This window comes from Salmonella sp. 2018103, assembly GCF_026247685.1.
GTDB lineage: Bacteria > Pseudomonadota > Gammaproteobacteria > Enterobacterales > Enterobacteriaceae > Salmonella > Salmonella enterica.
Genome location: NZ_CP111029.1, coordinates 2803947 through 2829751 on the forward strand (window position 1 = coordinate 2803947; position 25805 = coordinate 2829751).

A 25805-nucleotide genomic window follows, 5' to 3' on the forward strand; every position below is an offset into this window, starting at 1 on the left:
TATGCGTACCGTTCTGAATATTTTAAACTTTGTACTGGGCGGCTTTGCCACTACGCTGGCCTGGCTGCTGGCGACGCTGGTCAGTATTGTGCTTATTTTTACCCTGCCGTTGACCCGCTCCTGCTGGGAGATAACCAAACTGTCCCTGTTCCCTTACGGTAATGAAGCCATTCACGTTGACGAACTTAATCCGGCGGCGAAAAGCGTATTAATGAATACTGGCGGTACCTTGCTGAATATTTTCTGGTTACTTTTTTTCGGCTGGTGGCTATGCCTGATGCACATTGCCTCCGGTATCGCGCAGTGTGTCACTATCATCGGGATACCTGTCGGTATTGCGAACTTTAAAATTGCCGCGATTGCGCTTTGGCCTGTCGGTCGCCGCGTCGTCTCTGTAGAAACCGCTCGCGCCGCGCGAGAAGCTAACGCGCGCCGCCGTTTTGAATGATCGGGACAAATAGCCTTTATGTTAAGTCCGTTGATTCGCCGTTATACCTGGAACAGTACCTGGCTGTATTACATCCGCATTTTTATCGCTCTGTGCGGCACCACCGCCCTGCCCTGGTGGCTGGGCGACGTCAAACTGACCATCCCGCTCACGCTCGGTATGGTTGCCGCGGCGCTAACCGATCTCGACGACCGCCTTGCCGGACGCTTGCGTAATTTAATCATTACCTTAATTTGCTTTTTTATCGCGTCGGCTTCTGTTGAGCTGCTCTTTCCCTGGCCGTGGCTATTTGCGTTGGGCTTAACGTTATCCACCAGCGGGTTTATTCTGTTGGGAGGACTAGGGCAACGCTATGCCACCATCGCGTTCGGCGCGTTACTCATTGCCATCTATACGATGCTGGGTACCTCTTTATATGCGCACTGGTATCAGCAACCACTGCTCCTGCTGGCAGGCGCAGTATGGTATAACCTACTGACGCTAACCGGGCATCTGCTATTTCCGATCCGCCCGTTGCAGGATAATCTGGCACGCAGTTACGAACAGTTGGCGCACTATCTGGAACTGAAATCACGTCTGTTTGATCCTGATATTGAAGATGAAAGCCAGGCGCCGCTCTATGATTTAGCGTTAGCGAACGGGCAGTTAATGGCGACGCTGAACCAAACGAAAGTGTCGTTGTTGACTCGACTGCGCGGCGATCGCGGTCAACGCGGTACGCGCCGCACCCTCCATTACTATTTTGTGGCGCAGGATATTCATGAACGCGCCAGTTCTTCGCATATTCAATACCAGACGCTGCGCGATTATTTTCGCCATAGCGACGTCATGTTCCGCTTTCAACGTCTGATGTCGATGCAGGCGCAGGCCTGTACGCAGCTGGCGCGCTGTATCTTACTGCGTACGCCGTACCAGCATGATCCGCGTTTTGAACGCGTCTTTACCCACATTGACGCCGCGCTTGAACGTATGCGCGCCAGCGGCGCTTCGTTAGAGCTGTTAAATACGCTTGGGTTCTTATTAACCAACCTACGCGCTATTGATGCGCAACTGGCGACGATCGAGTCGGAGCAGGCCCAGGCAATGCCGCGCAATGAGTCAGAAAACCAGTTGGCTGATGATAGCCTGCACGGGTTTAGCGACATCTGGCTGCGTCTGAGCCGTAATTTTACCCCGGAGTCCGCTCTCTTTCGCCATGCGGTACGCATGTCGCTGGTATTGTGCATCGGTTATGCTCTCATCCAAATTACCGGGATGCGCCACGGGTACTGGATATTGCTCACCAGCCTGTTCGTTTGTCAGCCTAACTATAACGCGACCCGCCATCGCCTTGCGCTCAGGATTATCGGTACGTTGGTAGGCGTTGCGATCGGCCTGCCGATTTTATGGTTTGTCCCTTCGCTTGAAGGACAGTTAGTTCTGCTGGTGATTACCGGCGTGCTTTTCTTCGCATTCCGTAATGTGCAGTATGCCCATGCGACGATGTTCATCACCCTGCTGGTATTACTCTGCTTTAACCTCCTGGGCGAAGGCTTCGAGGTAGCGTTACCGCGCGTCGTCGACACGTTAATTGGCTGCGCTATCGCCTGGGCTGCGGTCAGCTTTATTTGGCCGGACTGGCGCTTTCGCAACCTTCCCCGGGTACTCCAGCGCGCCACCGATGCTAATTGCCGCTACCTTGATGCGATCCTTGAGCAATATCACCAGGGACGGGATAACCGCCTGGCCTATCGCATTGCCAGACGCGACGCGCACAACCGCGATGCAGAACTGGCATCCGTGGTTTCTAATATGTCGAGCGAACCCGACGTCACGGCCGAAACCCGGGAGGCGGCGTTCAGGCTGCTTTGCCTCAATCACACTTTTACCAGCTATATCTCCGCCCTCGGCGCGCACCGCGAAAAGCTCAGTAATCCGGACGTGTTGGGGCTTCTGGATGACGCGGTCTGCTACGTTGATGATGCGCTTCATCATCAACCTGAAGACGAACAGCGCGTACACCAGGCGCTGGAGGGTTTAAAGCAGCGAGTTCAGTCGCTGGAAACACGTCCGGACAGCAAAGAACCTCTGGTTGTTCAACAAATTGGTTTGCTCATTGCCTTACTGCCCGAGATTGGACGCTTGCAACGGCAAATTTCACCGCCGACTTCTACATTAATTACCCAGCCGTAAGCGAATGAGCCCAGTCGGCAAGCTCCTGGCGACGACTCGCCGGGAGCGCCGCTTCATGTACGCCGACAATTGCGCCTTCCAGGGCATACAAAACTTTCACCGTCAGCAAGGGATTGCTTTGTCGCAACCTTAGCCAGCACATTTTCGCGCCCAGTATGCGTAACATATTTTCGTCCTTTATCCCTGACTCATTGAGCAATGTTTCCAGATGGAAGGTCATATTGGGGAGATCTTTGAGTCTGTGCTGTAAAATACGGCTGTGTTTTTCCTTCATTGCCGCGTCAAGAGAATACTTCGATAAACGTACCAGCTGCTGCTGATCGCGCCACAGGCTTTCATCCACCCGGTAATAGTTGAGCATAACGGGACGTCCACATTTCATAAACATGAGCCAGGCGGGAGGATGCTTCACACAGTAGGGTACGCTTTCTTCACAGGCGCGGAGATAAAGCTCACCATTAGCCACCATCGCAAAGACGGTATCCTCCACGGTCAGACTATAGCTACCGAATAAAGATCGATACTGGATCGTCCCCAAAGAGGCCAAATATTCTTGCGATTTATAGATCCTGTCATAAGAGAGTGCTCTCATAAAATTCCTTTTAAATCATAAAGTAAAAGAATGATTTGCAGTAACGGATCCGTTAATGACGAAAATAGGCAACTTATACTCCGCGAGCAAGATGATTTTTATTTTTGACGCCACTAAGAATAAAAATTGCGAGACAGTTTCCGAAAATAGAGTTGATCTTTCATCGCCACAGGGGTACTGTATGAATATACAGTAACTCACAGGGCTGGATTGATTATGTACACTTCAGGTTATGCAAATCGTTCTTCGTCATTTCCTACCACTACCCACAACGCTGCGCGCACCGCTACGGAAAATGCCGCGGCAGGACTGGTCAGTGAAGTTGTCTACCACGAAGACCAGCCCATGATGGCGCAACTCCTGCTTTTGCCTTTACTCCGTCAGTTAGGCCAACAATCACGCTGGCAGCTCTGGCTCACGCCGCAGCAAAAGCTCAGCCGTGAATGGGTACAGTCTTCAGGTTTGCCATTAACGAAAGTGATGCAAATTAGCCAGCTTGCGCCTCGTCATACGCTGGAGTCGATGATCCGCGCTTTGCGTACAGGAAATTACAGCGTGGTAATTGGTTGGTTGACTGAAGAACTGACAGAAGAAGAACATGCCAGCCTGGTTGAAGCAGCGAAGGTAGGTAATGCGGTAGGGTTTATCATGCGCCCTGTACGTGCGCACGCTTTACCCAGGAGACAGCATTCCGGGCTAAAAATTCACTCTAATTTGTATCATTAAGTAAAATTAGGATTTATCCTGGACTTTTTTTTACGCGAACGCATCTCCTTTGAGTGGTAACGTTTTTTTTGCGAGAAAGCTTGCCAGAAGCGGTTTCCGCAATTTTTGCTGTACGATTTATCATCTGAAACTGTTAAATGATGTGTATATCCAGCATGTTTTTTTCACATGTCTGACGGAGTTCACACTTGTAAGTTTCCAACTACGTTGTAGACTTTACATCGCCAGGGGTGCTCAGCATAAGCCGTAGATATCGGTAGAGTAACTATTGAGCAGATCCCCCGGTGAAGGATTTAACCGTGTTATCTCGTTGGAGATATTCATGGCGTATTTTGGATGATAACGAGGCGCAAAAAATGAAAAAGACAGCTATCGCGATTGCAGTGGCACTGGCTGGTTTCGCTACCGTAGCGCAGGCCGCTCCGAAAGATAACACCTGGTACGCTGGTGCTAAACTGGGCTGGTCTCAGTACCATGACACCGGCTTCATTAACAATGATGGCCCGACTCATGAAAACCAACTGGGCGCAGGTGCTTTTGGTGGTTACCAGGTTAACCCGTACGTTGGCTTTGAAATGGGCTACGACTGGTTAGGCCGTATGCCGTACAAAGGCGACAACATCAATGGCGCTTATAAAGCTCAGGGCGTCCAGTTGACCGCTAAACTGGGTTATCCAATCACTGACGATCTGGACGTTTATACCCGTCTGGGTGGTATGGTATGGCGTGCAGACACCAAGTCTAACGTCCCTGGCGGCGCGTCTACTAAAGACCACGACACCGGCGTTTCCCCGGTATTCGCGGGCGGTATCGAGTATGCCATCACCCCTGAAATCGCAACCCGTCTGGAATACCAGTGGACTAACAACATCGGTGATGCCAACACCATCGGCACCCGTCCGGACAACGGCCTGCTGAGCGTAGGTGTTTCCTACCGTTTCGGCCAGCAAGAAGCTGCTCCGGTAGTAGCTCCGGCACCGGCTCCGGCTCCGGAAGTACAGACCAAGCACTTCACTCTGAAGTCTGACGTACTGTTCAACTTCAACAAAGCAACTCTGAAACCAGAAGGCCAGCAGGCTCTGGATCAGCTGTACAGCCAGCTGAGCAACCTGGATCCGAAAGACGGTTCCGTCGTCGTTCTTGGCTTCACTGACCGTATCGGTTCTGACGCTTACAACCAGGGTCTGTCCGAGAAACGTGCTCAGTCTGTTGTTGATTACCTGATCTCCAAAGGTATTCCGTCTGACAAAATCTCCGCACGTGGTATGGGCGAATCTAACCCGGTTACCGGCAACACCTGTGACAACGTGAAACCTCGCGCTGCCCTGATCGATTGCCTGGCTCCGGATCGTCGCGTAGAGATCGAAGTTAAAGGCGTTAAAGACGTGGTAACTCAGCCGCAGGCTTAAGTTTCCGTCTGATAAAAAACCCCGCGTCGCGGGGTTTTTTGCTCTGGTCTGGATGACAACGCCTTTCAGCGTTACTTCTTGCCTAATAACGCCTGTAAATCCTGCTTTAACGTGGTCATTTGCGTGGCATATTTCTCTTTATGCTCCGCGTCTTCTATCAGTTGCACTATCGTTTCGGATAATGTTTTACCGCGTCGCTGCGCAAGGCCCGCCAGACGCTGCCAGACCATAAACTCTAAATCGATAGATTTTTTGCGCGTATGCTGATGTTCCGCATTGAAGTGTCGTTTGCGTCTTGCCCGAATGGTTTGTTTCATCCGATTAAGCAAGGCAGGATTCATATGCCTGTCTATCCAGACATTTACCCGCACCGGTTCATTTTCGAGGGCCAACAACAAATTGACGGCTTCCTGGGCAGCACTGGCTTCCACGTAGCGGGTGATCAACTCCCCTTCGCGGTGCTTTTTCACCAGATATTTCCATTTCCAACCGCTTTCAAGATTTTCAAGTTGTTGATATTTCATTGTGATCCCAATGTTACCGTGTAACTGTTATCAGAATATCAGTTTTTTAGCCATCTGAAGAAAAGAATCTCGAACCTGTGAATGGTTACACGTCTTCATATTACTTTGCATTCGCTTTCCGCGTGTGCAGCGTGACGGGTTAGGCTATAATCCCCCCTTTTACAACAGACTAAAAAACCTCAACTTTGACCATTACGAAACTTGCATGGCGTGATCTGGTTCCGGATAGCGAAAGCTATCAGGAGATATTTGCACAGCCACACGCGACTGACGAAAACGACACCTTACTCAGTGATACTCAGCCACGACTGCAATTTGCGCTTGAGCAACTTATTCAGCCGTGGACCTCATCCTCTTTTATGCTGACTAAAGCGCCTGAAGAGCAAGAGTATCTCACTTTACTTTCAGATGCCGTCCGCGCTCTGCAAACCGATGCCGGACAATTAACCGGCGGACATTATGACGTTTCCGGGCATACTGTTCATTACCGCGCCGCGCAGAATGCGCAAGACAACTTTGCCACCATCACACAAGTCGTCAGCGCGGACTGGGTCGAAGCCGAACAGCTCTTTGGTTGCCTGCGGCAGTATAACGGCGACATTATCCTGCAGCCGGGACTGGTTCATCAGGCGAACGGCGGCGTGCTGATTATTTCCTTACGAACCCTTCTGGCGCAGCCGTTACTGTGGATGCGTCTGAAAGCCATCGTTAGCCGCGAGCGTTTTGACTGGGTGGCCTTTGACGAGTCGCGTCCATTACCGGTCTCCGTGCCATCAATGCCGCTCAAACTGAAGGTGATTCTGGTTGGCGAACGTGAATCACTGGCTGATTTTCAGGAAATGGAACCGGAGCTCGCGGAACAGGCTATCTACAGTGAATTTGAAGACAATTTACAGATAGCGGACGCAGAAGCTATGACCCTGTGGTGTCAATGGGTGACGCGTATCGCTTTACGCGATAATTTGCCCCCTCCGGCACCGGACGCCTGGCCCGTCCTGATACGCGAGGCTGTGCGCTATACCGGCGAACAGGATACGCTGCCTCTTTGCCCACTGTGGATAGCCCGCCAGTTTAAGGAGGCGTCGCCTTTATGCGAAGGCGATACCTGCGGCGCAGAAGCGCTCAGCCTGATGCTTGCCCGACGCGAATGGCGAGAAGGCTTTCTGGCGGAGCGGATGCAGGATGAGATTCTGCAAGAGCAGATCCTGATTGAAACCGAAGGCGAACGCGTTGGACAAATCAATGCGCTTTCCGTCATTGAGTTTCCCGGGCATCCGCGCGCCGTTGGCGAACCGTCGCGAATTAGCTGTGTTGTGCATATCGGCGATGGCGAATTTAACGATATTGAGCGCAAGGCCGAACTTGGCGGAAATATCCACGCTAAGGGAATGATGATTATGCAGGCCTTCCTGATGTCGGAGTTGCAGCTGGAGCAACAAATTCCCTTCTCTGCCTCGTTAACCTTTGAGCAGTCCTACAGCGAAGTGGATGGCGATAGCGCCTCAATGGCGGAATTATGTGCGCTCATCAGCGCGCTGGCCAATGTGCCAGTGAATCAAAACATTGCGATTACCGGCTCGGTCGATCAGTTTGGTCGCGCGCAACCGGTGGGCGGGCTAAACGAAAAAATTGAAGGTTTCTTCGCCATCTGCGAGCAGCGGGAATTAAACGGTAAACAGGGCGTGATTATCCCTGCCGCCAATGTCCGCCATCTCAGTCTTAAATCTGAACTGCTGCAAGCGGTTAAAGAAGAGAAGTTCACTATCTGGGCGGTAGACGACGTGACCGACGCCTTACCGCTACTGTTAAATCTGGTGTGGGATGGCGAAGGTCAAACGACGTTGATGCAGACTATCCAGGAGCGTATCGCGCAGGCGACGCAACAGGAAGGCCGTCATCGTTTCCCGTGGCCATTACGTTGGCTGAACGCTTTTATTCCGAACTGATCGGACTTGTTCAGCGTACACGTGTTAGCTATCCTGCGTGCTTCAATAAAATAAGGTTTACATAAAACATGGTAGATAAACGCGAATCCTATACAAAAGAAGACCTTCTTGCCTCTGGTCGTGGTGAACTGTTTGGCGCTAAAGGGCCGCAACTCCCTGCGCCGAACATGCTGATGATGGACCGCGTCGTTAAGATGACCGAAACGGGCGGCAATTTCGACAAAGGCTATGTCGAAGCCGAGCTGGATATCAATCCGGATCTATGGTTCTTCGGATGCCACTTTATCGGCGATCCGGTGATGCCCGGTTGTCTGGGTCTGGATGCTATGTGGCAATTGGTGGGATTCTACCTGGGCTGGTTGGGCGGCGAAGGCAAAGGCCGCGCTCTGGGCGTGGGCGAAGTGAAATTTACCGGCCAGGTTCTGCCAACAGCCAGGAAAGTCACCTATCGCATTCATTTCAAACGTATCGTAAACCGTCGCCTGATCATGGGTCTGGCGGACGGTGAGGTTCTGGTGGATGGTCGTCTGATCTATACCGCACACGATTTGAAAGTCGGTTTGTTCCAGGATACTTCCGCGTTCTAAGTGTTGAATTAATATTCCGCGCTATCGGTATCATGCTTGCAAAGCCAATAAAGGCGAAACCTCCGCACTGCGGAGGTTTCTTTTTCTAAAGAGACAGAATCAGGCCATTACCGCCCTGTCCTCCATGGCTTGTCGCCAACCTCCCAACCAGTATGACCGTTGATTCAGCGTCTGATAGGGACACATTTCTTTTGATCGTCCGGCGATGCCGGCCTGATATCCACGTTGATGTGCCCGTTCCAGGCGATCTCGTTTTTGTCTCTTCATGCCTCGTTTCCCTCATATTTGTATCTGGTGGAAAAGAAAACAGTGATTACAAAATGTGCAATCACACTACACGAATACCTCTAAATGGATCGCCCGTCAATGCGCAAAATTCACACCAATGTCATATTTGTGAGCTATACGGTAAATCATTTGTACAAAAAATGTGAGCCATAACAACTATTTTTCCGGCGTCAAAAATAAAAAAACCGCCTCAGGCGTACGACCTGAAGCGGTTAAATTTACATTACTTTTATCTCAGGGAAGGCGCTTTATCTCATCTGCGATAGCGGCTGCTTCCTGACTCCATGCGCTTGCCAGTACTTTGACCATCTCATCATAGCCATCTTTCTGCTGGCTGGCTTCGATATGGAAAGGCCGCTTAATCAGTTGTCCGTTGTGGTTTAATAGCCACTCCCCGCTGACGATAACCTTACCATCGTAACGTCCATGGAATCCGGTTACGGTAACGTTTAACGTATCCTGGGTGGTTCCCAACGGCTGGGAAGCGACGACCCAGCCAGGAAGCCGGGCGCTAAGATTCGCCACCAGCGTGTTACGCAATTGCTGATCCAGCGGGCTGGCCCACAGATTGTTATTGGCAATCACATACTGAACATCACTGGTTTGATACACCACGCCGTTACCTGCCAGATAGTCAGGTACGGAAACCTGCTCTACCCATAAGAGACGGTTGCCCTGACTTGCGGTGCTTTGCACACCGCTTTGCGCTATCGGGAGCTGATAATAGCTTTTATTCTCTCCGCCGGAGCTACATGACGCCAGCCAGAACGCCATTATCACGACTAGCCATTTTTTCATTGTTTCGCCCTCTTAGGCTCAGGATCTTTTTTATCCTTCGCTTCAAATACCAGCGCGTTGCTCTTCTCGTTCAGAGTTTTCAACACCGGTTGTAACTCACGAAGCACCTGATCAAGACGCTGCATATCCGCCACCATTTTGTTATACGCCGCCGATCCAGGCTGGAAGCCTTGCATACTGCGGTTAAGTTCGCGTAACGTCGTTTGCATATCCGCCGGAAGCTGCTGCATCGACTGACTGGAGGTAATCTTGTTCATATTATCCAGCGTGGTTTGCAGCCGACGCATAGTACGCTGGCTTTCAGACAACGTATTGGTCGCTTGTTCAATCATCGGATTCAGCGGCAGGTTGTTGATCTTATCCAACGTTTCCACCAGTCGCTGTTGAATTTGCGCCAGGCCGCTGCTGACGGTGGGAATAATTTCATAACCATCAAATTCGCGTAGCCCGGTAATCGGCGGTTCCTTAGGATAAAAGTCCAGATCGACATACAGCGCCCCGGTCACCAGGTTACCGGTTTTAAGCGATGCACGCAGACCGCGCTTAAGCAGCTCCGCCAAATGCGCGGCAACATCCGCATTTTCTCCCAGTTGCGCTTTCAGACGCTCCGGTTCAATGCGCACCAGCACAGGAATACGGTAATCGTCGTTAAACACCTGGCGCATTTTAGACGCAAAGAAAGGCACTTTGCTTACCGTCCCCAGACGAATACCGCGGAACTCCAGCGGCGCGCCAGGTTGTAATCCGCGCACCGAATCTTTAAAGAACATCAGGTAATCGATATGATCGGTGTACAGCGAATCCTGAATACTTTTTTGATCGTCGTAGAGATTAAACGCCGTTTTTTCGGCGACAGGTTGCCCCTGCTCAAGTCCTTCCGGCACATCAAAACTCACGCCGCCGCCAAACAATGTCGTCAACGATCCCATTTCCACGCGCATTCCCGCCGATGTCAGATCCACAGCGATACCGCTATCTTTCCAGAATCGGACATTACTGGTAACCAATCGATCGTTTGGCGCCTTAATGAACAACTGATAACTCATTGTCCGTTTTTGCGGATCGAAAGAGCTGGTTTCAACGGATCCTACCCGATAGCCCCGGAACAGAACGGGATCGCCAGGACTGAGCTGACCGGCCTTTTTGCTGTCCAGAATCACACGAATACCTTTGGCATCGGGCGGTGCCAACGGCGGTGAGTCAAGAAGCTGATAGCTTTCCGGCTGACTGCCCTTACTTCCTGGTTGTAGTTCAATATACGCGCCTGATAGCAGCGTCCCAAGCCCGCTGATGCCTTCACGCCCCACCTGCGGTTTTACGACCCAAAATACCGAGTCTTTATGCAGCAACTTTTCCATACCGGAATGAAGCCGCGCTTTGATTTGTACATGGGTCAGATCGTCAGTCAGCGTCGCGCTTTCAACCACGCCGACATCCACGCTGCGACTTTTGATCGTCGTTTTTCCGCCTTCAATACCTTCCGCATTGGTGGTAATTAAGGTAACTTCCGGTCCCTGGTGGCTGTAGTGATAAAACAGAATCCAGGCTCCGATAAGCGCAGTAACAATCGGGAATATCCAGACAGGCGACCAATTTTTCACCTTTTGTACTTTGGCTTCCCCTTTTTTAGGTTCCATGCTATCAGGACTCCTCATGGCCTGGTTCGTATTCACGATCCCACGACAGACGCGGATCAAAGGTCATCGCAGAAAACATTGTCATTATGACGACTAAAGCAAACATCAACGCACCCATCGCAGGATAAATATTCATTAACCCTCCCATGCGCACCAGCGCAGAGAGTACGGCAATGACAAAGACATCAATCATTGACCAGCGTCCCACAAACTCCACTACTTCATAAATAAAATGCATCCGTTCACTGTCGCGCTTACCGTGGCCTTTCGCATCCCAACAAAGCCAGGCAATAGCGATCATTTTTAGCGTCGGCACCATAATACTGGCGAGAAAGATAACCGCCGCCACCGGATAAGACCCCTCGCTCCACAGCAAAATCACGCCAGCCAGAATGGTCGACGGCATTTTAGAGCCCAGTAAGTCGGTAATCATAATCGGCAAAATATTGGCGGGCAGATAAAGCATGATCGAGGTAAATAATAACGCCAGCGTCCACTGCAAACTGTTTTTACGCCGGACATAGCCTTTCGTATGGCAACGCGGACAGACGAGACTCTCCGCAGGCAGGATCGCCGTGCAGCAGGCGCAAGAACGCAAAGACTGCCGGATACCGGTAATCCCCGGCGTTAGCGGTTGCGTCAGTGCAGGCTGCGGGGCGATATCATCCCACAACCAGCGGCGATCGACACACTGGAACGCCCGCAGTTGAACGAGACAAAATAAGCACCAGGGAATAAAACTGCTGCCGATGCCGATATCGCCGTAGGCCATCAGCTTAACAAAACTGACCAAGACCCCGGCGAGAAATATTTCCGCCATTCCCCACGATTTGAGGAGGAAAAAGATCCTTGCCAGCGTTTTTTTTACCGACAACGGCAGATTGGCGCGGTTGACAAGTAATAGAATGGTCACCAGGCAAAATGCCGGCACCAGTTGGACAAATAATAAAAAGAACGTGCCGAGGCTGGCGTAATCTTCAGAAAACATGACGCCGGGGATTTCCAGAAGCGTGACTTCGCTGGTGACGCCCGCGACATTCATATTCACGAAGGGAAAAAGGTTAGAAAGCAGCAACATAAATAGTGCCGCTAACGCATAGGCGGTAGGACGCTGCCGGGGCGCGTCCCACTCGGTCGTTAACGTTGCGCCGCATCGTGGACATGCTGCTTTTTGCCCATGCGAGAGGCGGGGTAAAGCCACCAGCATGTCGCATTGCGGGCACAATATGTGCTTCGCAGCATGGTGATGTTCACACATAGGCGCTCCTTTCGTTATGCCCCGTTTTTCAGGCCTTCAAGATACTCCCAACGTTCGAAGGCTTGCTCAAGTTCTTGCTCCGCCTGACTTAAATCGGCCAGAACTTTTTGCGTTTGCTCATGGGGTTGGCTAAAAAAGGCCGCATCCGCAACCTGCGCCTGTAGCGCTTCCAGCTTCGCTTCCAGGTCTTCAAGCTGACCGGGTAACAGCTCCAGCTCGCGCTGCAGTTTATAGCTTAGTTTGCTACTGCCACGTTTTACAATTTCTGCTTTAGGGGCAATAACTTCCTCATTTTTTTTCGCTATCGGCTGTTTCGTCGCCAGATGCTGCTCTTGCTGCGCACGCGCATCATGGTAGCCGCCGATATAACGTCCGATTTTGCCGCCGCCCTCGAAAATCCAGCATTCCGTCACGGTATTATCGACAAATTGCCGATCGTGGCTGACCAGTAGTACCGTGCCCTGATAGCCATCAATTAATTCTTCTAATAGTTCCAGCGTTTCGACGTCAAGATCGTTCGTTGGTTCATCGAGAATTAAAAGATTGCTCGGCTTGAGGAACAGTCGCGCCAGCAGCAGACGGTTACGTTCGCCGCCGGAAAGCGCGCGAACGGGCGTCATCGCCCGTTTGGGGTGAAACAGGAAGTCCTGCAAATAGCCCAGTACATGGCGCGGCTTACCGTTTACCATCACCTCTTGCTTGCCTTCCGCAAGGTTATCCATCACGGTTTTTTCCGGATCCAGTTCGGCGCGATGCTGATCGAAGTAGGCGACTTCCAGCTTCGTTCCTACGTGGATGCGCCCGCTGTCAGCCTGAAGCTGTCCCAGCATCAGTTTCAGTAGCGTGGTTTTACCGCAGCCGTTCGGGCCAATTAACGCAATCTTGTCGCCGCGCTGCACCTGAGCGGAGAAATCTTTTACCAGTTGTTTTCCTTCTACCTGGTAATCGACATTCTCCATCTCAAAAACGATTTTACCGGAGCGCGTCGCCTCTTCGACCTGCATCTTCGCCGTGCCCATCACTTCCCGGCGCTCGCTGCGTTCACGACGCATCGCTTTTAACGCCCGCACGCGCCCTTCATTACGGGTGCGGCGCGCCTTGATACCCTGGCGAATCCAGACTTCTTCCTGCGCCAGTTTGCGATCAAATTCCGCGTTTTGTAATTCTTCTACGCGCAGCGCTTCTTCTTTCTCCAGCAGGTATTGATCGTAATTTCCCGGATAGGTGACCAGTTTGCCACGATCGAGATCGACAATGCGGGTTGCCATATTGCGAATAAACGAACGATCGTGTGAGATAAAAATAATCGTTCCGTTAAAGGTTTTCAGAAACCCTTCCAGCCAGTCGATAGTTTCGATATCCAGATGGTTAGTCGGTTCATCCAGTAACAATACGCGCGGATTGCTGACCAGCGCCCGACCCAGCGCGGCTTTACGCAGCCAGCCGCCGGAGAGCGACGACAGCGCGGCGTTAGGATCGAGTCCAAGCTGCGCCAGCACTTCATTAATACGGTTTTCCAGCTGCCACAGATTATGATGATCGAGCTGTTCCTGTACGCGCGCCATTTCATTGAGGTTTTTCTCGCTGGGATCGGTCATCACCAGACGGGAAATCTCATGATAACGCTTGAGGTATTCCGCTTGTTCTTCGATACCTTCGGCGACAAAGTCATAGACGCTGCCCGCAATATTACGGGGCGGGTCCTGTTGCAGACGCGCGACGATCAGATCCTGCTCATAAATAATACGCCCATCGTCCAGACCCTGTTCGCGGTTAAGAATCTTCATCAAGGTGGATTTCCCGGCGCCGTTACGCCCCACCAGACAGACGCGTTCGTTATCTTCGATATGCAACTCTGCGTTATCGAGAAGCGGCGCGTCGCTGAACGACAGCCATGCGCCATGCATACTGATTAATGACATTTACTTTTCCTTTCAGGCGGCGCGGATCAGCCAGCAGTTATGAATCTGACGGTTACGGGCAAAATCCGGGGAAAGCGTTTTTTGCGTAATTTCTTGTGCGGTAAGCCCCAGCTCAGCCAACCCTTCCAGATCCATACGGAATCCGCGCTTATTATTTGAGAACATGATGGTGCCGCCTTTACGCAGCAGGCGTTTTAAATCTTTCATTAACGCGACATGATCGCGCTGAACATCAAACGACTCTTCCATACGTTTTGAGTTAGAGAACGTCGGCGGATCGATAAAGATCAAATCGAACTGTTCATTCGCCTCGCGCAGCCAGCCCAGGCAGTCGGCCTGAATCAGGCGATGCGCGCGGCCGCTCAGTCCGTTCAGACGCAAATTACGTTCGGCCCACTCCAGATAGGTACGGGACATATCCACCGTTGTGGTGCTGCGCGCGCCGCCCAGACCCGCATGTACGCTGGCGCTGCCGGTATAAGAAAAGAGATTCAGGAAATCTTTGCCTTTGCTCATTTCTCCCAGCATTCTGCGGGCAATACGGTGATCGAGGAACAGACCGGTGTCGAGATAATCCGTCAGATTTACCCATAAGCGCGCATTATATTCGCTGACCTCAAGGAACTCGCCCTTCTCGCTCATTTTCTGATACTGGTTTTTTCCTTTTTGCCGTTCACGGGTTTTTAACACCAGTTTATTCGGCGGAATACCGAGCACTGACAAGGTTGCCGCAATAATATCGAACAGACGTTGCCGCGCTTTTTGCGCATCCACCGTTTTCGGCGGCGCATATTCCTGAATCACCGCCCAGTCGCCGTAACGGTCTACCGCCACGTTATATTCCGGCAGGTCGGCATCATACAAGCGATAGCATTCAATCCCTTCCTGGCGCGCCCATTTCTCCAGCTTTTTAAGATTTTTACGCAGGCGATTAGCGTAATCTTCCGCCACCGTCGCCGGTTTACTGTCCGCCGTGGTTTCCGCAATATGATAGTTTTTCTGCACACAGTCCAGCGGGCCATTCTTGGCTTTAAACTGTTTGTCGGCACGCAATTGCAGGCTGCCCAGCAAATCGGGCGAAGCGCTGAACAGCGACAGGTTCCAGCCGCCAAACTGATTTTTCATGGTACGGCCCAGCAGGCTGTGCAACGCAATCAGCGCCGGTTCGCTGTCCAGACGTTCGCCGTAAGGCGGGTTGCTGATCACCGTACCATACGGGCCTTTCGGCAATGGATTACTCAGTTGCGCCACATCTTTCACTTCAAAGGTGATAAGCTCCCCGATACCGGCGCGACGGGCGTTGCTGCGCGCCCGCTCAATGACGCGCGCATCGCTGTCGGAACCGTAGAAATGAGAGGAATACTCCGCCAGCCCCTTACGCGCCCGGGTCTGCGCTTCGGCTTTCACTTCCTGCCAGATAGTCTCGTCATGCTGCGCCCAGCCGCTAAATCCCCAGTGACCACGGTGCAGTCCCGGCGCGCGATCGGTCGCCCACATCGCGGCCTCAATCAACAGTGTCCCCGAACCACACATAGGGTCGAGCAGCGGCGTTCCTGGTTGCCAGCCGGAACGCATAACAATCGCTGCCGCCAGCGTCTCTTTAATTGGCGCCAGCCCGGTGCGATCGCGATAACCGCGCAGGTGCAGGCCATCACCACTGAGATCCAGCGCAATGCTGGCAGTTTCTTTATTCAGCCAGACGTTAATACGGAGGTCCGGTGATTCGCGGTCCACATTTGGACGCGGAAGATTTTTCCGCGTAAATGCATCGACAATCGCGTCTTTAACTTTCATCGCGCCATACTGACTATTACGGATGGTGTCGTTCAGGCCGCTGAAATGCACCGCAAACGTCGCGCCAGGATTAAAAATCTCTGTCCAGTTTATCGCCTGAACGCCGAGGTAAAGATCGAGATCGCTGTAGACCTTGCACTCACCCATCGGCAGGATAATACGCGAGGCCAGGCGGCTCCACATCAGGCTCTGGTAAATAAGCCGCGTGTCGCCCTGAAAATGGACCCCACCCTGAACAACCTGACACCCTACGGCGCCCAGTTTTTCCAGTTCAGTTTTTAACAGCTCTTCCAGCCCGCGGGCCGTACTGGCAAACAGAGAATTCATATTGTCACTTTTACGCTAAGAAAATTGTTGCGCATTATAGCTAATCTCACGCCCATGTCATAAAGTTGAAGGCTTATTTTCATTTGAGGGACTGTACGGTGGCGACGTTATCACGGCTCTTTATTCATCCGGTCAAATCCATGCGCGGCATTGGTCTGACTCATGCGCTGGCAGATATCAGCGGTCTGGCTTTTGATCGCATCTTCATGATAACCGAGCCTGACGGCACATTTATTACCGCCCGCCAGTTTCCACAAATGGTACGTTTTACCCCTTCTCCCTTACACGACGGCCTCCATTTGACCGCGCCAGACGGCAGTAGCGCGCTGGTTCGCTTTACGGATTTCACCCCGCAGGATGCGCCGACCGAAGTCTGGGGAAACCATTTTACCGCTCGCGTCGCCCCGACGGCGATTAATCAATGGTTGAGCGGCTTTTTCTCCCGCGATGTCCAGTTGCGCTGGGTTGGGCCGCAGTTGACGCGCCGGGTCAAACGACATAACGCGGTGCCGCTGGGATTTGCCGATGGCTACCCGTATTTATTGACCAACGAAGCCTCGCTGCGCGATCTGCAACAGCGTTGTCCAGCAGGCGTACAAATGGAACAATTCCGCCCAAACTTAGTGGTTTCCGGCGTAGCGGCCTGGGAGGAAGATAGCTGGAAAGTGCTTCGCATTGGCGATGTGATTTTTGACGTCGTGAAACCCTGTAGCCGCTGTATTTTTACGACCGTCAGCCCTGAAAAGGGGCAAAAACATCCTTCCGGAGAACCGCTGGCGACACTGCAAGCTTTTCGTACCGCCCAGGACAATGGCGATGTGGATTTCGGTCAGAATCTGATTGCCCGCAATAGCGGCGTCATTCGCGTCGGCGATGAAGTGGAGATTCTGGCGACAGCCCCGGCAAAAGCTTATGGCGCCACAACGGTCGACGACAGCGTTACGCCAGATAAACACCCGGACGCGAGTGTAACCATCGACTGGCAGGGGCAAACCTTCTGTGGGAATAATCAACAGGTACTACTGGAACAGTTGGAGAATCAGGGAATTCGTATTCCGTATTCTTGCCGGGCAGGTATCTGTGGTTGCTGCCGGATACGTTTGCTGGAAGGCGAAGTAAGTCCGCTGAAAAAATCGGCTATGGGTGACGATGGTACGATTCTGAGCTGTAGCTGCGTGCCTAAGACCGCGTTACGACTGGAAAATTAAACCGCTTGTTCAAGGCTGAAACTGTGACAGTGAACCTGCGGTTTCAGCCTGTCGTTCATAATTTTAATCGCATCGCCAAGCTGCATGGTTCGGCCTGCTATCACCACGCCCGGCTGGGCCAGCAGACACAACGCGGCATTTTCTCCCGGCTCAACGACCAGCAAATTAACCTGTTCCGCCGTATCGCTTAACCAGACGCTTGCGGCATCGCCCGTTCCCGGGGTCCACATTTCGCCATGCGCCACAAAATGCCAGCTTTTTGGCATCTGCGGTTTGAGATAGCGAATCGCCACCAGCGCATTCAACACCAGCTCCGCGCGTTGCTCTTTAGTTAATTCGAAATCCCGGCATTTTTCTTCAAAGGAAAAATAGAGCGCGGCATCATCCACACAAAAACCGGTCGGGCAAAACGCGTCCGGCGTAAGCATTTTACGAGAGAAGCGCGAGCGAAAAAGCATACCATTGGCGAGATCGAGCATCATACGATCGTGCTCTTCATCATAATACCAGCGCCAGTTATCGTCAGGTTTAATTCGCATTACCTCTCTCCCGCTTTTAAGCAACTCGTAACAGCATTGTCCTTTCGCCGCTTCGTTTATTACCCCAATAATAAAAGCCTAAAATGTCTAAATAAGCAACAGTGGAGAAATATAAAACAACCAGCGCCGGAAATAAAGCCCTGGTTGTCTGATAAAGGGTAAAGTTTAGATGTGCGTTACGATTTCTTTAATCAATGGCGGGCCTTTAAAAATAAAGCCGGAATAAATTTGTACCAGCGTAGCTCCTGCCGCTATCTTCTCGCGCGCGGCGATAACTGAGTCAATGCCGCCGACGCCGATAATAGGCAATTGTCCTTTTAACTCCTGGGATAAACGGCGAATAATTTCTGTGCTTTTTAATTGTAATGGCCGGCCACTTAATCCCCCCGTTTGCTGGCAATTTTTCATTCCTTGTACCAGAGAACGATCGAGGGTGGTATTTGTCGCAATCACCCCATCAATATTATGACGAAGCAGGCTATCGGCAACCTGGATCAATTCTTCTTCACAAAGATCCGGCGCGATCTTTACTGCCACCGGCACATATTTATGGTGGATCGCCTGAAGATCGTTTTGCTTATTTTTAATGGCAGTTAACAGATCGTCCAGCGCATCGCCATACTGGAGCGTACGTAGCCCTGGCGTATTCGGCGAAGAAATATTAATGGCGATATAACCCGCATAAGCATAGACTTTTTCCATACAAATCAGGTAGTCATCTTTGCCATTTTCGACAGGCGTATCTTTATTTTTACCGATGTTAATTCCCAGAATACCATCAAAATGGGCTTTTTTAACATTCTCGACCAGGTTATCGACGCCCAGATTATTAAAGCCCATCCGATTGATCAGACCTTCAGCATCCACCAGACGAAAAAGACGCGGCTTATCGTTACCCGGCTGTGGGCGCGGCGTCACGGTGCCGATTTCCAGGGAGCCAAACCCCATCGCGCCTAACGCGTCGATGCACTCCCCGTCTTTATCCAGACCGGCAGCCAGCCCCAGTGGATTTTTAAAGGTAAGTCCCATGCAGGTAACCGGCTTTGTCGGTACTTTCTGGCGCACCAGCGCTTCCAGCGGCGTACCTGTAATGCGGCGTAATTGTTGAAATGTAAATTCATGAGCGCGCTCTGGATCGAGCTGGAAAAGGGCTTTACGAACGAAGGGATAGTACATGAACTCTCCTGGATTCCCGGTGTGCAAACCGGGGGCGTATTATGGGCGATAACAAAGCAAAAGGGAATTGACCTACGGCAATAAATAGCAATCGTTTTCCTTCATTCTCACTTCACGTTTCGCCAGCGAGCGTCATCGTCCGGCAAAAAAATGCCCGGCAGCGCTAACGCTTACCGGGCATGTCTTACCTCTTTATAGCAGATACTGTCAGGCTAACGCTTTAGTTATCTTCTCGTACAGATCGCCGGAAAGATTCTCCAGTCCTTTTAACTGCTCCAGCGCCGCGCGCATTTTCTCCTGACGCTTATCATCATAACGTTTCAGACGAATCAGCGGTTCAATGAGGCGAGATGCTACCTGCGGGTTACGGCTATTCAGATCGGTCAGCATCTCGACCAGGAACTGGTATCCGCTACCGTCTTGCGCATGGAACGCCGCCGGGTTGCTGCCAGCAAATGCGCCAATTAATGAACGGATGCGGTTCGGGTTGCTCATACTGAAAGAACGGTGTTTGAGCAGGCCGCGTACGGTTTCCAGTACATTTTCCGCCGGGCTTGTGGATTGCAGGATAAACCATTTATCCATCACCAGGCCGTCCTGATGCCACTTATCGTCATACTCCTGCATCAGCATATCGCGGCACGGCAACTGCGCCGCCACCGCAGCAGACAGGGCCGCCAGCGCATCGGTCATATTATTGGCGTCGCGATACTGTTTGCTGACCAGCGTATTAGCCAGCTCCGTCTCACCAAACGCCAGGAAGCGCAGGCAAGCATTGCGCAGCGTGCGCTTACCGATATCGCCGTGATCAACACGATACTCATCCAGATGATTGGCGTTATAGATAGCCAGGAACTCATCCGCCAGTTCTGCCGCCAGCGTACGCGTTAGCGCTTCACGAACTTGCGCAATAGCGATCGGGTCGATGACCTCAAACAGCTCCGCAATTTCATTGGCCGAAGGCAGCGTTAAAATTTCTGCGGCCAACGCCGGATCGATTTTCTCATCCAACAGTACTGCACGGAACGCATCAGCGACATGCACCGGAAGCGATAGCGGTTGCCCCTGCTGATGACGCGCCACATTCAGTTTAATGTATGTGGCCAGCAGGCTTTGCGCCGCATCCCAACGGGAGAAATCATTGCGCGCATGGCGCATCAGGAACGTCAACTGCTGATCGCTCCATTTATATTCCAGTTTCACCGGCGCTGAAAACTCGCACAGCAAGGCCGGAACAGGCTGGAAGTAGACATTATCGAAGGTAAATGTCTGCTCCGCCTGCGTGACGTTCAGCACAGCGTTGACCGGATGACCGCCTTTTTGCAACGGAATGACGTTGCCTTCGTTATCGTACAGTTCGATGGCGAATGGAATATGCAGCGGCTGCTTCTCCGCCTGATCCGCCGTCGCCGGAGTGCGCTGGCTGATGGTCAACGTGTACTGCTCGGTTTCCGGATTATAATCATCTTTTACCGTTACAATCGGCGTGCCGGACTGACTGTACCAGCGGCGGAAATGGGACAAATCGACATTAGAAGCATCTTCCATCGCCTGTACGAAGTCATCACACGTCGCGGCGCTGCCGTCATGGCGCTCAAAATAAAGCTGCATCCCCTTCTGGAAATTTTCCTCACCCAGCAACGTGTGGATCATGCGAATGACTTCCGCACCCTTTTCATAAACGGTGAGGGTGTAGAAGTTATTCATTTCGATTACTTTATCCGGGCGGATAGGATGCGCCATCGGGCTGGCGTCTTCCGCGAATTGTAAACCGCGCATGGTACGCACGTTACTGATGCGGTTCACCGCGCGTGACCCCAAATCAGAGCTAAACTCCTGATCGCGGAACACGGTTAGCCCCTCTTTCAGGCTCAACTGGAACCAGTCGCGGCAGGTGACGCGGTTGCCGGTCCAGTTGTGGAAATACTCATGGCCTATCACGCGCTCAATATCGAGATAATCTTTATCCGTCGCGGTATCGGTTCGCGCCAGCACGTATTTGGAGTTAAAGATATTGAGACCTTTATTCTCCATCGCGCCCATATTAAAGAAATCCACCGCGACAATCATATAGATGTCGAGGTCATATTCGAGCCCAAAACGCGTTTCATCCCATTTCATGGAATTTTTCAGCGAGGTCATTGCCCACGGCGCGCGATCCAGATTGCCACGGTCAACGTACAGTTCTAACGCGACTTCACGCCCGGAGCGGGTGGTAAAGGTATCGCGCAGCACGTCAAAATCACCGGCCACCAGCGCAAACAGATAACACGGTTTCGGGAACGGATCTTGCCACTGAACCCAGTGACGGCCATTCTCCAGTTCGCCCTGCGCAACACGGTTGCCATTGGAGAGCAGGAAGGGATATTTGCTTTTATCGGCAATAATTTTGGTGGTAAATCGCGCCAGTACGTCCGGGCGGTCAAGATACCAGGTAATATGGCGGAAGCCCTCCGCTTCACACTGGGTACAGAGCGCATCGCCGGACTGGTACAATCCTTCCAGCGCCGTATTCGCCGCCGGACTTACCTCGTTGACAATGCGTAACGTAAAACGCTCTGGCAGGTCGCGGATGATAAGCGCGCCCTCTTCTTCCTTATATGCTGTCCACGGCGCATCGTTGACGTGGATAGATACCAGCGTTAAATCTTCCCCATCAAGGCGAAGAGGCGCATCAGGCGCGCCATGACGAACAGCCTGGCTTATTGCGGTGACCACGGTTTTTTCGGCATCGAGGTCAAAGGTCAAGTCAATATCAGTAATCTGGTAATCCGGCGCGCGATAGTCATGGCGGTATTTGGCTTGTGGCTGTTGTGTCATAAAAAACCTTTCGCATCTTTGTGTAGAGTGTCGACTCCAGTCTATTCCTGTTGCGCAAATCGCGCTACGCAGAATGTTCATCTTTTCAGGCACAAACGGCCTCTTTGCTACATTTTTATAACATGGGGCACGAAATGCGCTCGACCCTAAAGACAGCTTATGGTGTGATCGGGGTTCAATAAATCGCTAAACAAGGTATACTCCAGCGGTTTTCTTAGTTGTTTATTGTACTAAACGCTCCCGTGAGAGGACGCTACAGCGCACCTATGACACAATTCGCTTCTCCTGTTCTGCACTCGTTGCTGGATACAGATGCTTATAAGTTGCATATGCAGCAAGCCGTTTTTCACCACTACTATGATGTGCAGGTAGCGGCTGAGTTTCGTTGCCGTGGCGACGACCTGCTGGGTATTTATGCCGATGCTATTCGCGAGCAGGTGGACGCGATGCAGCACCTGCGCCTCCAGGAGGACGAGTTCCAGTGGCTCTCCGGCCTGCCCTTTTTTAAACCGGATTATCTGAACTGGTTACGCGAGTTTCGCTATAACCCAGCTCAAGTCTGTGTCACCAACGATAACGGCAAGCTGAATATTCGCTTAACCGGCCCGTGGCGTGAAGTCATTATGTGGGAAGTGCCGCTGCTGGCTGTGATCAGTGAGCTGGTTCATCACTACCGCTCGCCAAACGCGGGCGTTGATCAGGCGCTCGACGCGCTGGAAAGTAAGCTGGTTGATTTCACTGCGTTAACCGCCAATCTCGATATGTCCCGCTTCCACCTGATGGACTTCGGCACCCGCCGCCGTTTCTCTCGTGAAGTGCAGCAGGCGATAGTTAAACGTCTCCAGCAAGAGTCATGGTTCGTCGGCACCAGCAACTATGATCTCGCGCGTCGCCTGGCGCTGACGCCGATGGGCACTCAGGCGCACGAATGGTTCCAGGCGCATCAACAAATCAGTCCGGACCTGGCGACCAGTCAGCGTGCCGCGTTGGCCGCCTGGCTTAACGAATATCCGGACCAGCTTGGTATCGCATTGACAGATTGCATTACAATGGATGCGTTTTTACGCGATTTCGGCATTGAATTCGCCAGCCGTTATCAGGGGTTACGCCACGACTCAGGAGACCCTGTCGCATGGGGCGAAAAGGCGATTGCCCATTATGAAAAGCTGGGGATTGATCCGCTGACAAAAACGCTGGTCTTTTCAGATAACCTTGATCTGCAAAAGGCGGTCGAGCTCTATCGCCATTTCGCCTCTCGCGTGCAGTTAAGCTTCGGCATCGGTACCCGCCTGACCTGCGATATCCCTCAGGTAAAACCGCTCAATATTGTGATTAAACTCGTGGAATGTAACGGAAAGCCGGTGGCTAAACTTTCCGACAGCCCCGGTAAAACGATCTGTCATGATAAAGCGTTTGTGCGCGCGCTGCGTAAAGCCTTTGATCTCCCGCAGATCCGCAAAGCCAGTTAATTCTTTCCAGGGAGCCTGCCTGGGCTCCTTTTTCAGGTTTATTTCCGAAATCTTTCACTTCAGCTGCGATTTCTACTTGTCTGATTGCAGATGCCAGGTAACATAGGAATACCCCCATTTCGGGTGGACAAGTGTTTATTTTTTCCGACTATTAACAGAGAGAATATTATGAGCGTTGTGCCTGTAGCCGACGTACTCCAGGGCCGTGTAGCCGTTGACCAAGAAGTCACCGTGCGCGGATGGGTGCGTACCCGCCGAGATTCAAAAGCTGGCATCTCCTTCCTCGCCGTTTATGACGGCTCCTGCTTTGATCCTGTACAGGCTGTCATTAATAATTCTCTGCCCAATTATAATGAAGAAGTATTACACCTGACGACAGGCTGCTCCGTGGTAGTAACAGGTAAGGTTGTCGCGTCGCCGGGACAGGGGCAAAGTTTCGAAATCCAGGCCACGAAAGTAGAGGTTGCAGGCTGGGTGGAAGATCCGGATACCTACCCGATGGCGGCAAAACGCCATAGCATTGAGTATCTGCGTGAGGTCGCGCATCTGCGCCCGCGCACCAACCTGATTGGCGCGGTAGCGCGCGTCCGCCATACTCTGGCGCAGGCGCTGCATCGCTTCTTCGATGAGCAGGGTTTCTTTTGGGTCTCTACCCCGCTGATTACCGCTTCCGATACCGAAGGCGCTGGCGAAATGTTCCGCGTTTCAACGCTGGATCTGGAAAACCTGCCGCGTAACGACCAGGGCAGAGTAGATTTTGACAAAGACTTTTTTGGCAAAGAATCATTCCTGACCGTCTCCGGCCAGCTCAACGGTGAAACGTATGCCTGTGCGCTGTCCAAAATCTATACTTTTGGGCCGACCTTCCGCGCGGAAAATTCCAACACCAGCCGCCACCTGGCGGAGTTCTGGATGCTGGAGCCGGAAGTGGCGTTCGCCGATCTGGAAGACAACGCCCGTCTGGCGGAAGCCATGCTGAAATATGTCTTCAACGCGGTTCTGGAAGAGCGTGCGGATGACATGAAGTTCTTTGCCGAACGCGTGGATAAAGACGCTATCGCTCGTCTGGAGCGTTTTGTCTCTACCGACTTCGCTCAGGTGGATTACACCGATGCGGTCGCCATTCTGGAACGCTGTGGTAAGACATTTGAAAACCCGGTGTTCTGGGGCGTCGACCTCTCTTCCGAACACGAACGTTATCTGGCGGAAGAGCATTTCAAAGCGCCGGTAGTGGTGAAAAACTATCCGAAGGAAATTAAAGCGTTTTACATGCGCCTTAACGAAGATGGCAAAACCGTGGCGGCCATGGATGTGCTGGCGCCAGGAATCGGCGAAATCATCGGTGGTTCCCAGCGTGAAGAGCGTCTGGATGTGCTGGATGCCCGTATGGCCGAAATGGGGCTGAATAAAGAGGATTACTGGTGGTATCGCGACTTGCGTCGCTACGGTACTGTACCGCATTCCGGCTTTGGCCTGGGCTTTGAACGCCTTATCGCTTACGTCACGGGCGTGCAAAACGTGCGCGATGTTATTCCGTTCCCACGGACCCCACGCAACGCCAGCTTCTGATTTTTACGTCACACTCAAGGCCAGCTATGCTGGCCTTTTTTTTCGCCTGAATGTCAGTTTTATTATCAATAAGTAAATAAATTTAATTACAACCCTCTGAATTACCACATCTTGTTACTGCATATTTCACAAAAATATTTACACATAAAAATTAATCCGTAATTTTATTGCGGATTAGATTTTTCTGCTCTAATAGCACAATTTTTCACCACAATTTCGGACATCAAGACTTCTAAATGGCTATTTTTATGAACTAGCTCGCCTGCTGCTTTTTCAGGCACAACGGTGTCGCAAACCAATAAATGCAATAAAATCATAGTAATAAAATAAAAATGATCAAATCAAAGCGAGAACTCAGGGGAAGTTTGACGTTGTTCACAAAGTTCCGCGAGAATAACATTTGTTTACATATTTTTTCCTTTTGAAACTAAATCTTTATATTTGTAGCACTTTCACGGTAGCGAAACGTTAGTTTGAATGGAAAGATGCCTGTCAGACACATAAAGACACCAAACTCTCATCAATATTTCTGTAAAGTTTTATTGACGGAATTTATTGACGGCAGTGGCAGGTGTCATATAAAAAAACCAATGAGG

20 protein-coding genes are annotated in these 25805 nt (G+C 51.7%); 9 read left to right on the top strand and 11 right to left on the bottom strand.

Going from position 1 to position 25805, the window contains the following annotated elements; genetic code table 11:
- The first annotated feature begins 1 nt into the window (after position 1).
- Together OLG56_RS13750 and yccS are read left to right on the top strand one after the other, a co-directional pair.
- Positions 2-448, top strand: coding sequence for a YccF domain-containing protein (locus OLG56_RS13750; protein WP_001261222.1), 447 nt, complete (start codon positions 2-4; stop codon positions 446-448).
- A gap of 18 nt (positions 449-466) precedes the next feature.
- Positions 467-2620, top strand: coding sequence for a YccS family putative transporter (gene yccS / locus OLG56_RS13755; protein ID WP_001726973.1), 2154 nt, complete (start codon positions 467-469; stop codon positions 2618-2620).
- Here the strand turns inward: yccS and OLG56_RS13760 are convergent.
- The gene (locus OLG56_RS13760) at positions 2607-3212 is read right to left on the bottom strand and encodes a TfoX/Sxy family DNA transformation protein (RefSeq protein WP_001202375.1); all 606 of its coding nucleotides are present in this window, start codon (positions 3210-3212) and stop codon (positions 2607-2609) included. The genes yccS and OLG56_RS13760 overlap by 14 nt on opposite strands.
- 216 nt (positions 3213-3428) lie before the next feature.
- Here OLG56_RS13760 and sulA point away from each other — a divergent pair, with 216 nt between their 5' ends.
- On the top strand, positions 3429-3938 hold the full coding sequence (gene sulA / locus OLG56_RS13765) for an SOS-induced cell division inhibitor SulA (protein ID WP_000288730.1): 510 nt from the start codon (positions 3429-3431) through the stop codon (positions 3936-3938).
- Between the two features lie 356 nt (positions 3939-4294).
- Complete coding sequence (gene ompA / locus OLG56_RS13770) at positions 4295-5347, top strand: porin OmpA (protein ID WP_001562588.1); 1053 nt, start codon at positions 4295-4297, stop codon at positions 5345-5347.
- Between the two features lie 71 nt (positions 5348-5418).
- On the opposite strand, the gene matP is transcribed toward ompA, so the two are convergent.
- Positions 5419-5871, bottom strand: a complete 453-nt coding sequence (gene matP / locus OLG56_RS13775; protein WP_000877172.1) for a macrodomain Ter protein MatP — start codon at positions 5869-5871, stop codon at positions 5419-5421.
- A 185-nt stretch (positions 5872-6056) separates the two neighbouring features.
- On the opposite strand from matP, the gene OLG56_RS13780 reads away from it, so the two are divergent.
- Both OLG56_RS13780 and fabA read left to right on the top strand, forming a co-directional pair.
- On the top strand, positions 6057-7817 hold the full coding sequence (locus OLG56_RS13780; RefSeq protein ID WP_061377407.1) for an AAA family ATPase: 1761 nt from the start codon (positions 6057-6059) through the stop codon (positions 7815-7817).
- 68 nt (positions 7818-7885) lie between these two features.
- Entirely contained in the window at positions 7886-8404 is a 519-nt protein-coding gene (gene fabA, locus OLG56_RS13785; RefSeq protein WP_000227928.1) for a bifunctional 3-hydroxydecanoyl-ACP dehydratase/trans-2-decenoyl-ACP isomerase, read from the top strand.
- A 99-nt stretch (positions 8405-8503) separates the two neighbouring features.
- Here the strand turns inward: fabA and rmf are convergent, their stop codons facing one another.
- The 6 genes from rmf to rlmKL form a co-directional block, all read right to left on the bottom strand.
- Positions 8504-8671: a ribosome modulation factor gene (gene rmf / locus OLG56_RS13790; protein ID WP_001537784.1), complete on the bottom strand. Its 168-nt coding sequence runs from the start codon at positions 8669-8671 to the stop codon at positions 8504-8506.
- 255 nt (positions 8672-8926) lie between these two features.
- Positions 8927-9490 carry a membrane integrity-associated transporter subunit PqiC gene (gene pqiC / locus OLG56_RS13795; RefSeq protein WP_000759136.1) on the bottom strand — a complete coding sequence of 188 codons (564 nt, stop codon included), beginning with the start codon at positions 9488-9490 and terminating at the stop codon, positions 8927-8929.
- The gene (gene pqiB / locus OLG56_RS13800; protein ID WP_000433412.1) at positions 9487-11127 is read right to left on the bottom strand and encodes an intermembrane transport protein PqiB; all 1641 of its coding nucleotides are present in this window, start codon (positions 11125-11127) and stop codon (positions 9487-9489) included. The genes pqiC and pqiB overlap by 4 nt, the downstream gene beginning before the upstream one ends.
- A gap of 4 nt (positions 11128-11131) precedes the next feature.
- Complete coding sequence (gene pqiA / locus OLG56_RS13805) at positions 11132-12385, bottom strand: membrane integrity-associated transporter subunit PqiA (protein WP_061377406.1); 1254 nt, start codon at positions 12383-12385, stop codon at positions 11132-11134.
- A gap of 14 nt (positions 12386-12399) precedes the next feature.
- Positions 12400-14307 (bottom strand): ABC transporter ATP-binding protein, encoded by a 1908-nt coding sequence (locus OLG56_RS13810; protein WP_061377405.1) that lies wholly within the window; start codon positions 14305-14307, stop codon positions 12400-12402.
- A gap of 12 nt (positions 14308-14319) precedes the next feature.
- Positions 14320-16428 carry a bifunctional 23S rRNA (guanine(2069)-N(7))-methyltransferase RlmK/23S rRNA (guanine(2445)-N(2))-methyltransferase RlmL gene (gene rlmKL, locus OLG56_RS13815; protein WP_001086485.1) on the bottom strand — a complete coding sequence of 703 codons (2109 nt, stop codon included), beginning with the start codon at positions 16426-16428 and terminating at the stop codon, positions 14320-14322.
- A 98-nt stretch (positions 16429-16526) separates the two neighbouring features.
- On the opposite strand from rlmKL, the gene OLG56_RS13820 reads away from it, so the two are divergent.
- Positions 16527-17636 carry a YcbX family protein gene (locus OLG56_RS13820; protein WP_000224062.1) on the top strand — a complete coding sequence of 370 codons (1110 nt, stop codon included), beginning with the start codon at positions 16527-16529 and terminating at the stop codon, positions 17634-17636.
- On the opposite strand, the gene zapC is transcribed toward OLG56_RS13820, so the two are convergent.
- From zapC to pepN, 3 genes are all read right to left on the bottom strand, one after another.
- Entirely contained in the window at positions 17633-18175 is a 543-nt protein-coding gene (gene zapC, locus OLG56_RS13825; RefSeq protein ID WP_001220671.1) for a cell division protein ZapC, read from the bottom strand. The two genes, OLG56_RS13820 and zapC, sit on opposite strands and share 4 nt — an antisense overlap.
- Before the next feature lie 165 nt (positions 18176-18340).
- Complete coding sequence (gene pyrD / locus OLG56_RS13830) at positions 18341-19351, bottom strand: quinone-dependent dihydroorotate dehydrogenase (protein ID WP_000291723.1); 1011 nt, start codon at positions 19349-19351, stop codon at positions 18341-18343.
- A 207-nt stretch (positions 19352-19558) separates the two neighbouring features.
- Entirely contained in the window at positions 19559-22171 is a 2613-nt protein-coding gene (gene pepN / locus OLG56_RS13835) for an aminopeptidase N (RefSeq protein ID WP_001643736.1), read from the bottom strand.
- A 266-nt stretch (positions 22172-22437) separates the two neighbouring features.
- Here pepN and pncB point away from each other — a divergent pair, with 266 nt between their 5' ends.
- Together pncB and asnS are read left to right on the top strand one after the other, a co-directional pair.
- Positions 22438-23640, top strand: coding sequence for a nicotinate phosphoribosyltransferase (gene pncB / locus OLG56_RS13840; RefSeq protein ID WP_000191405.1), 1203 nt, complete (start codon positions 22438-22440; stop codon positions 23638-23640).
- Between the two features lie 168 nt (positions 23641-23808).
- Complete coding sequence (asnS, locus tag OLG56_RS13845) at positions 23809-25209, top strand: asparagine--tRNA ligase (RefSeq protein ID WP_000117870.1); 1401 nt, start codon at positions 23809-23811, stop codon at positions 25207-25209.
- Positions 25210-25805 lie beyond the last annotated feature (596 nt).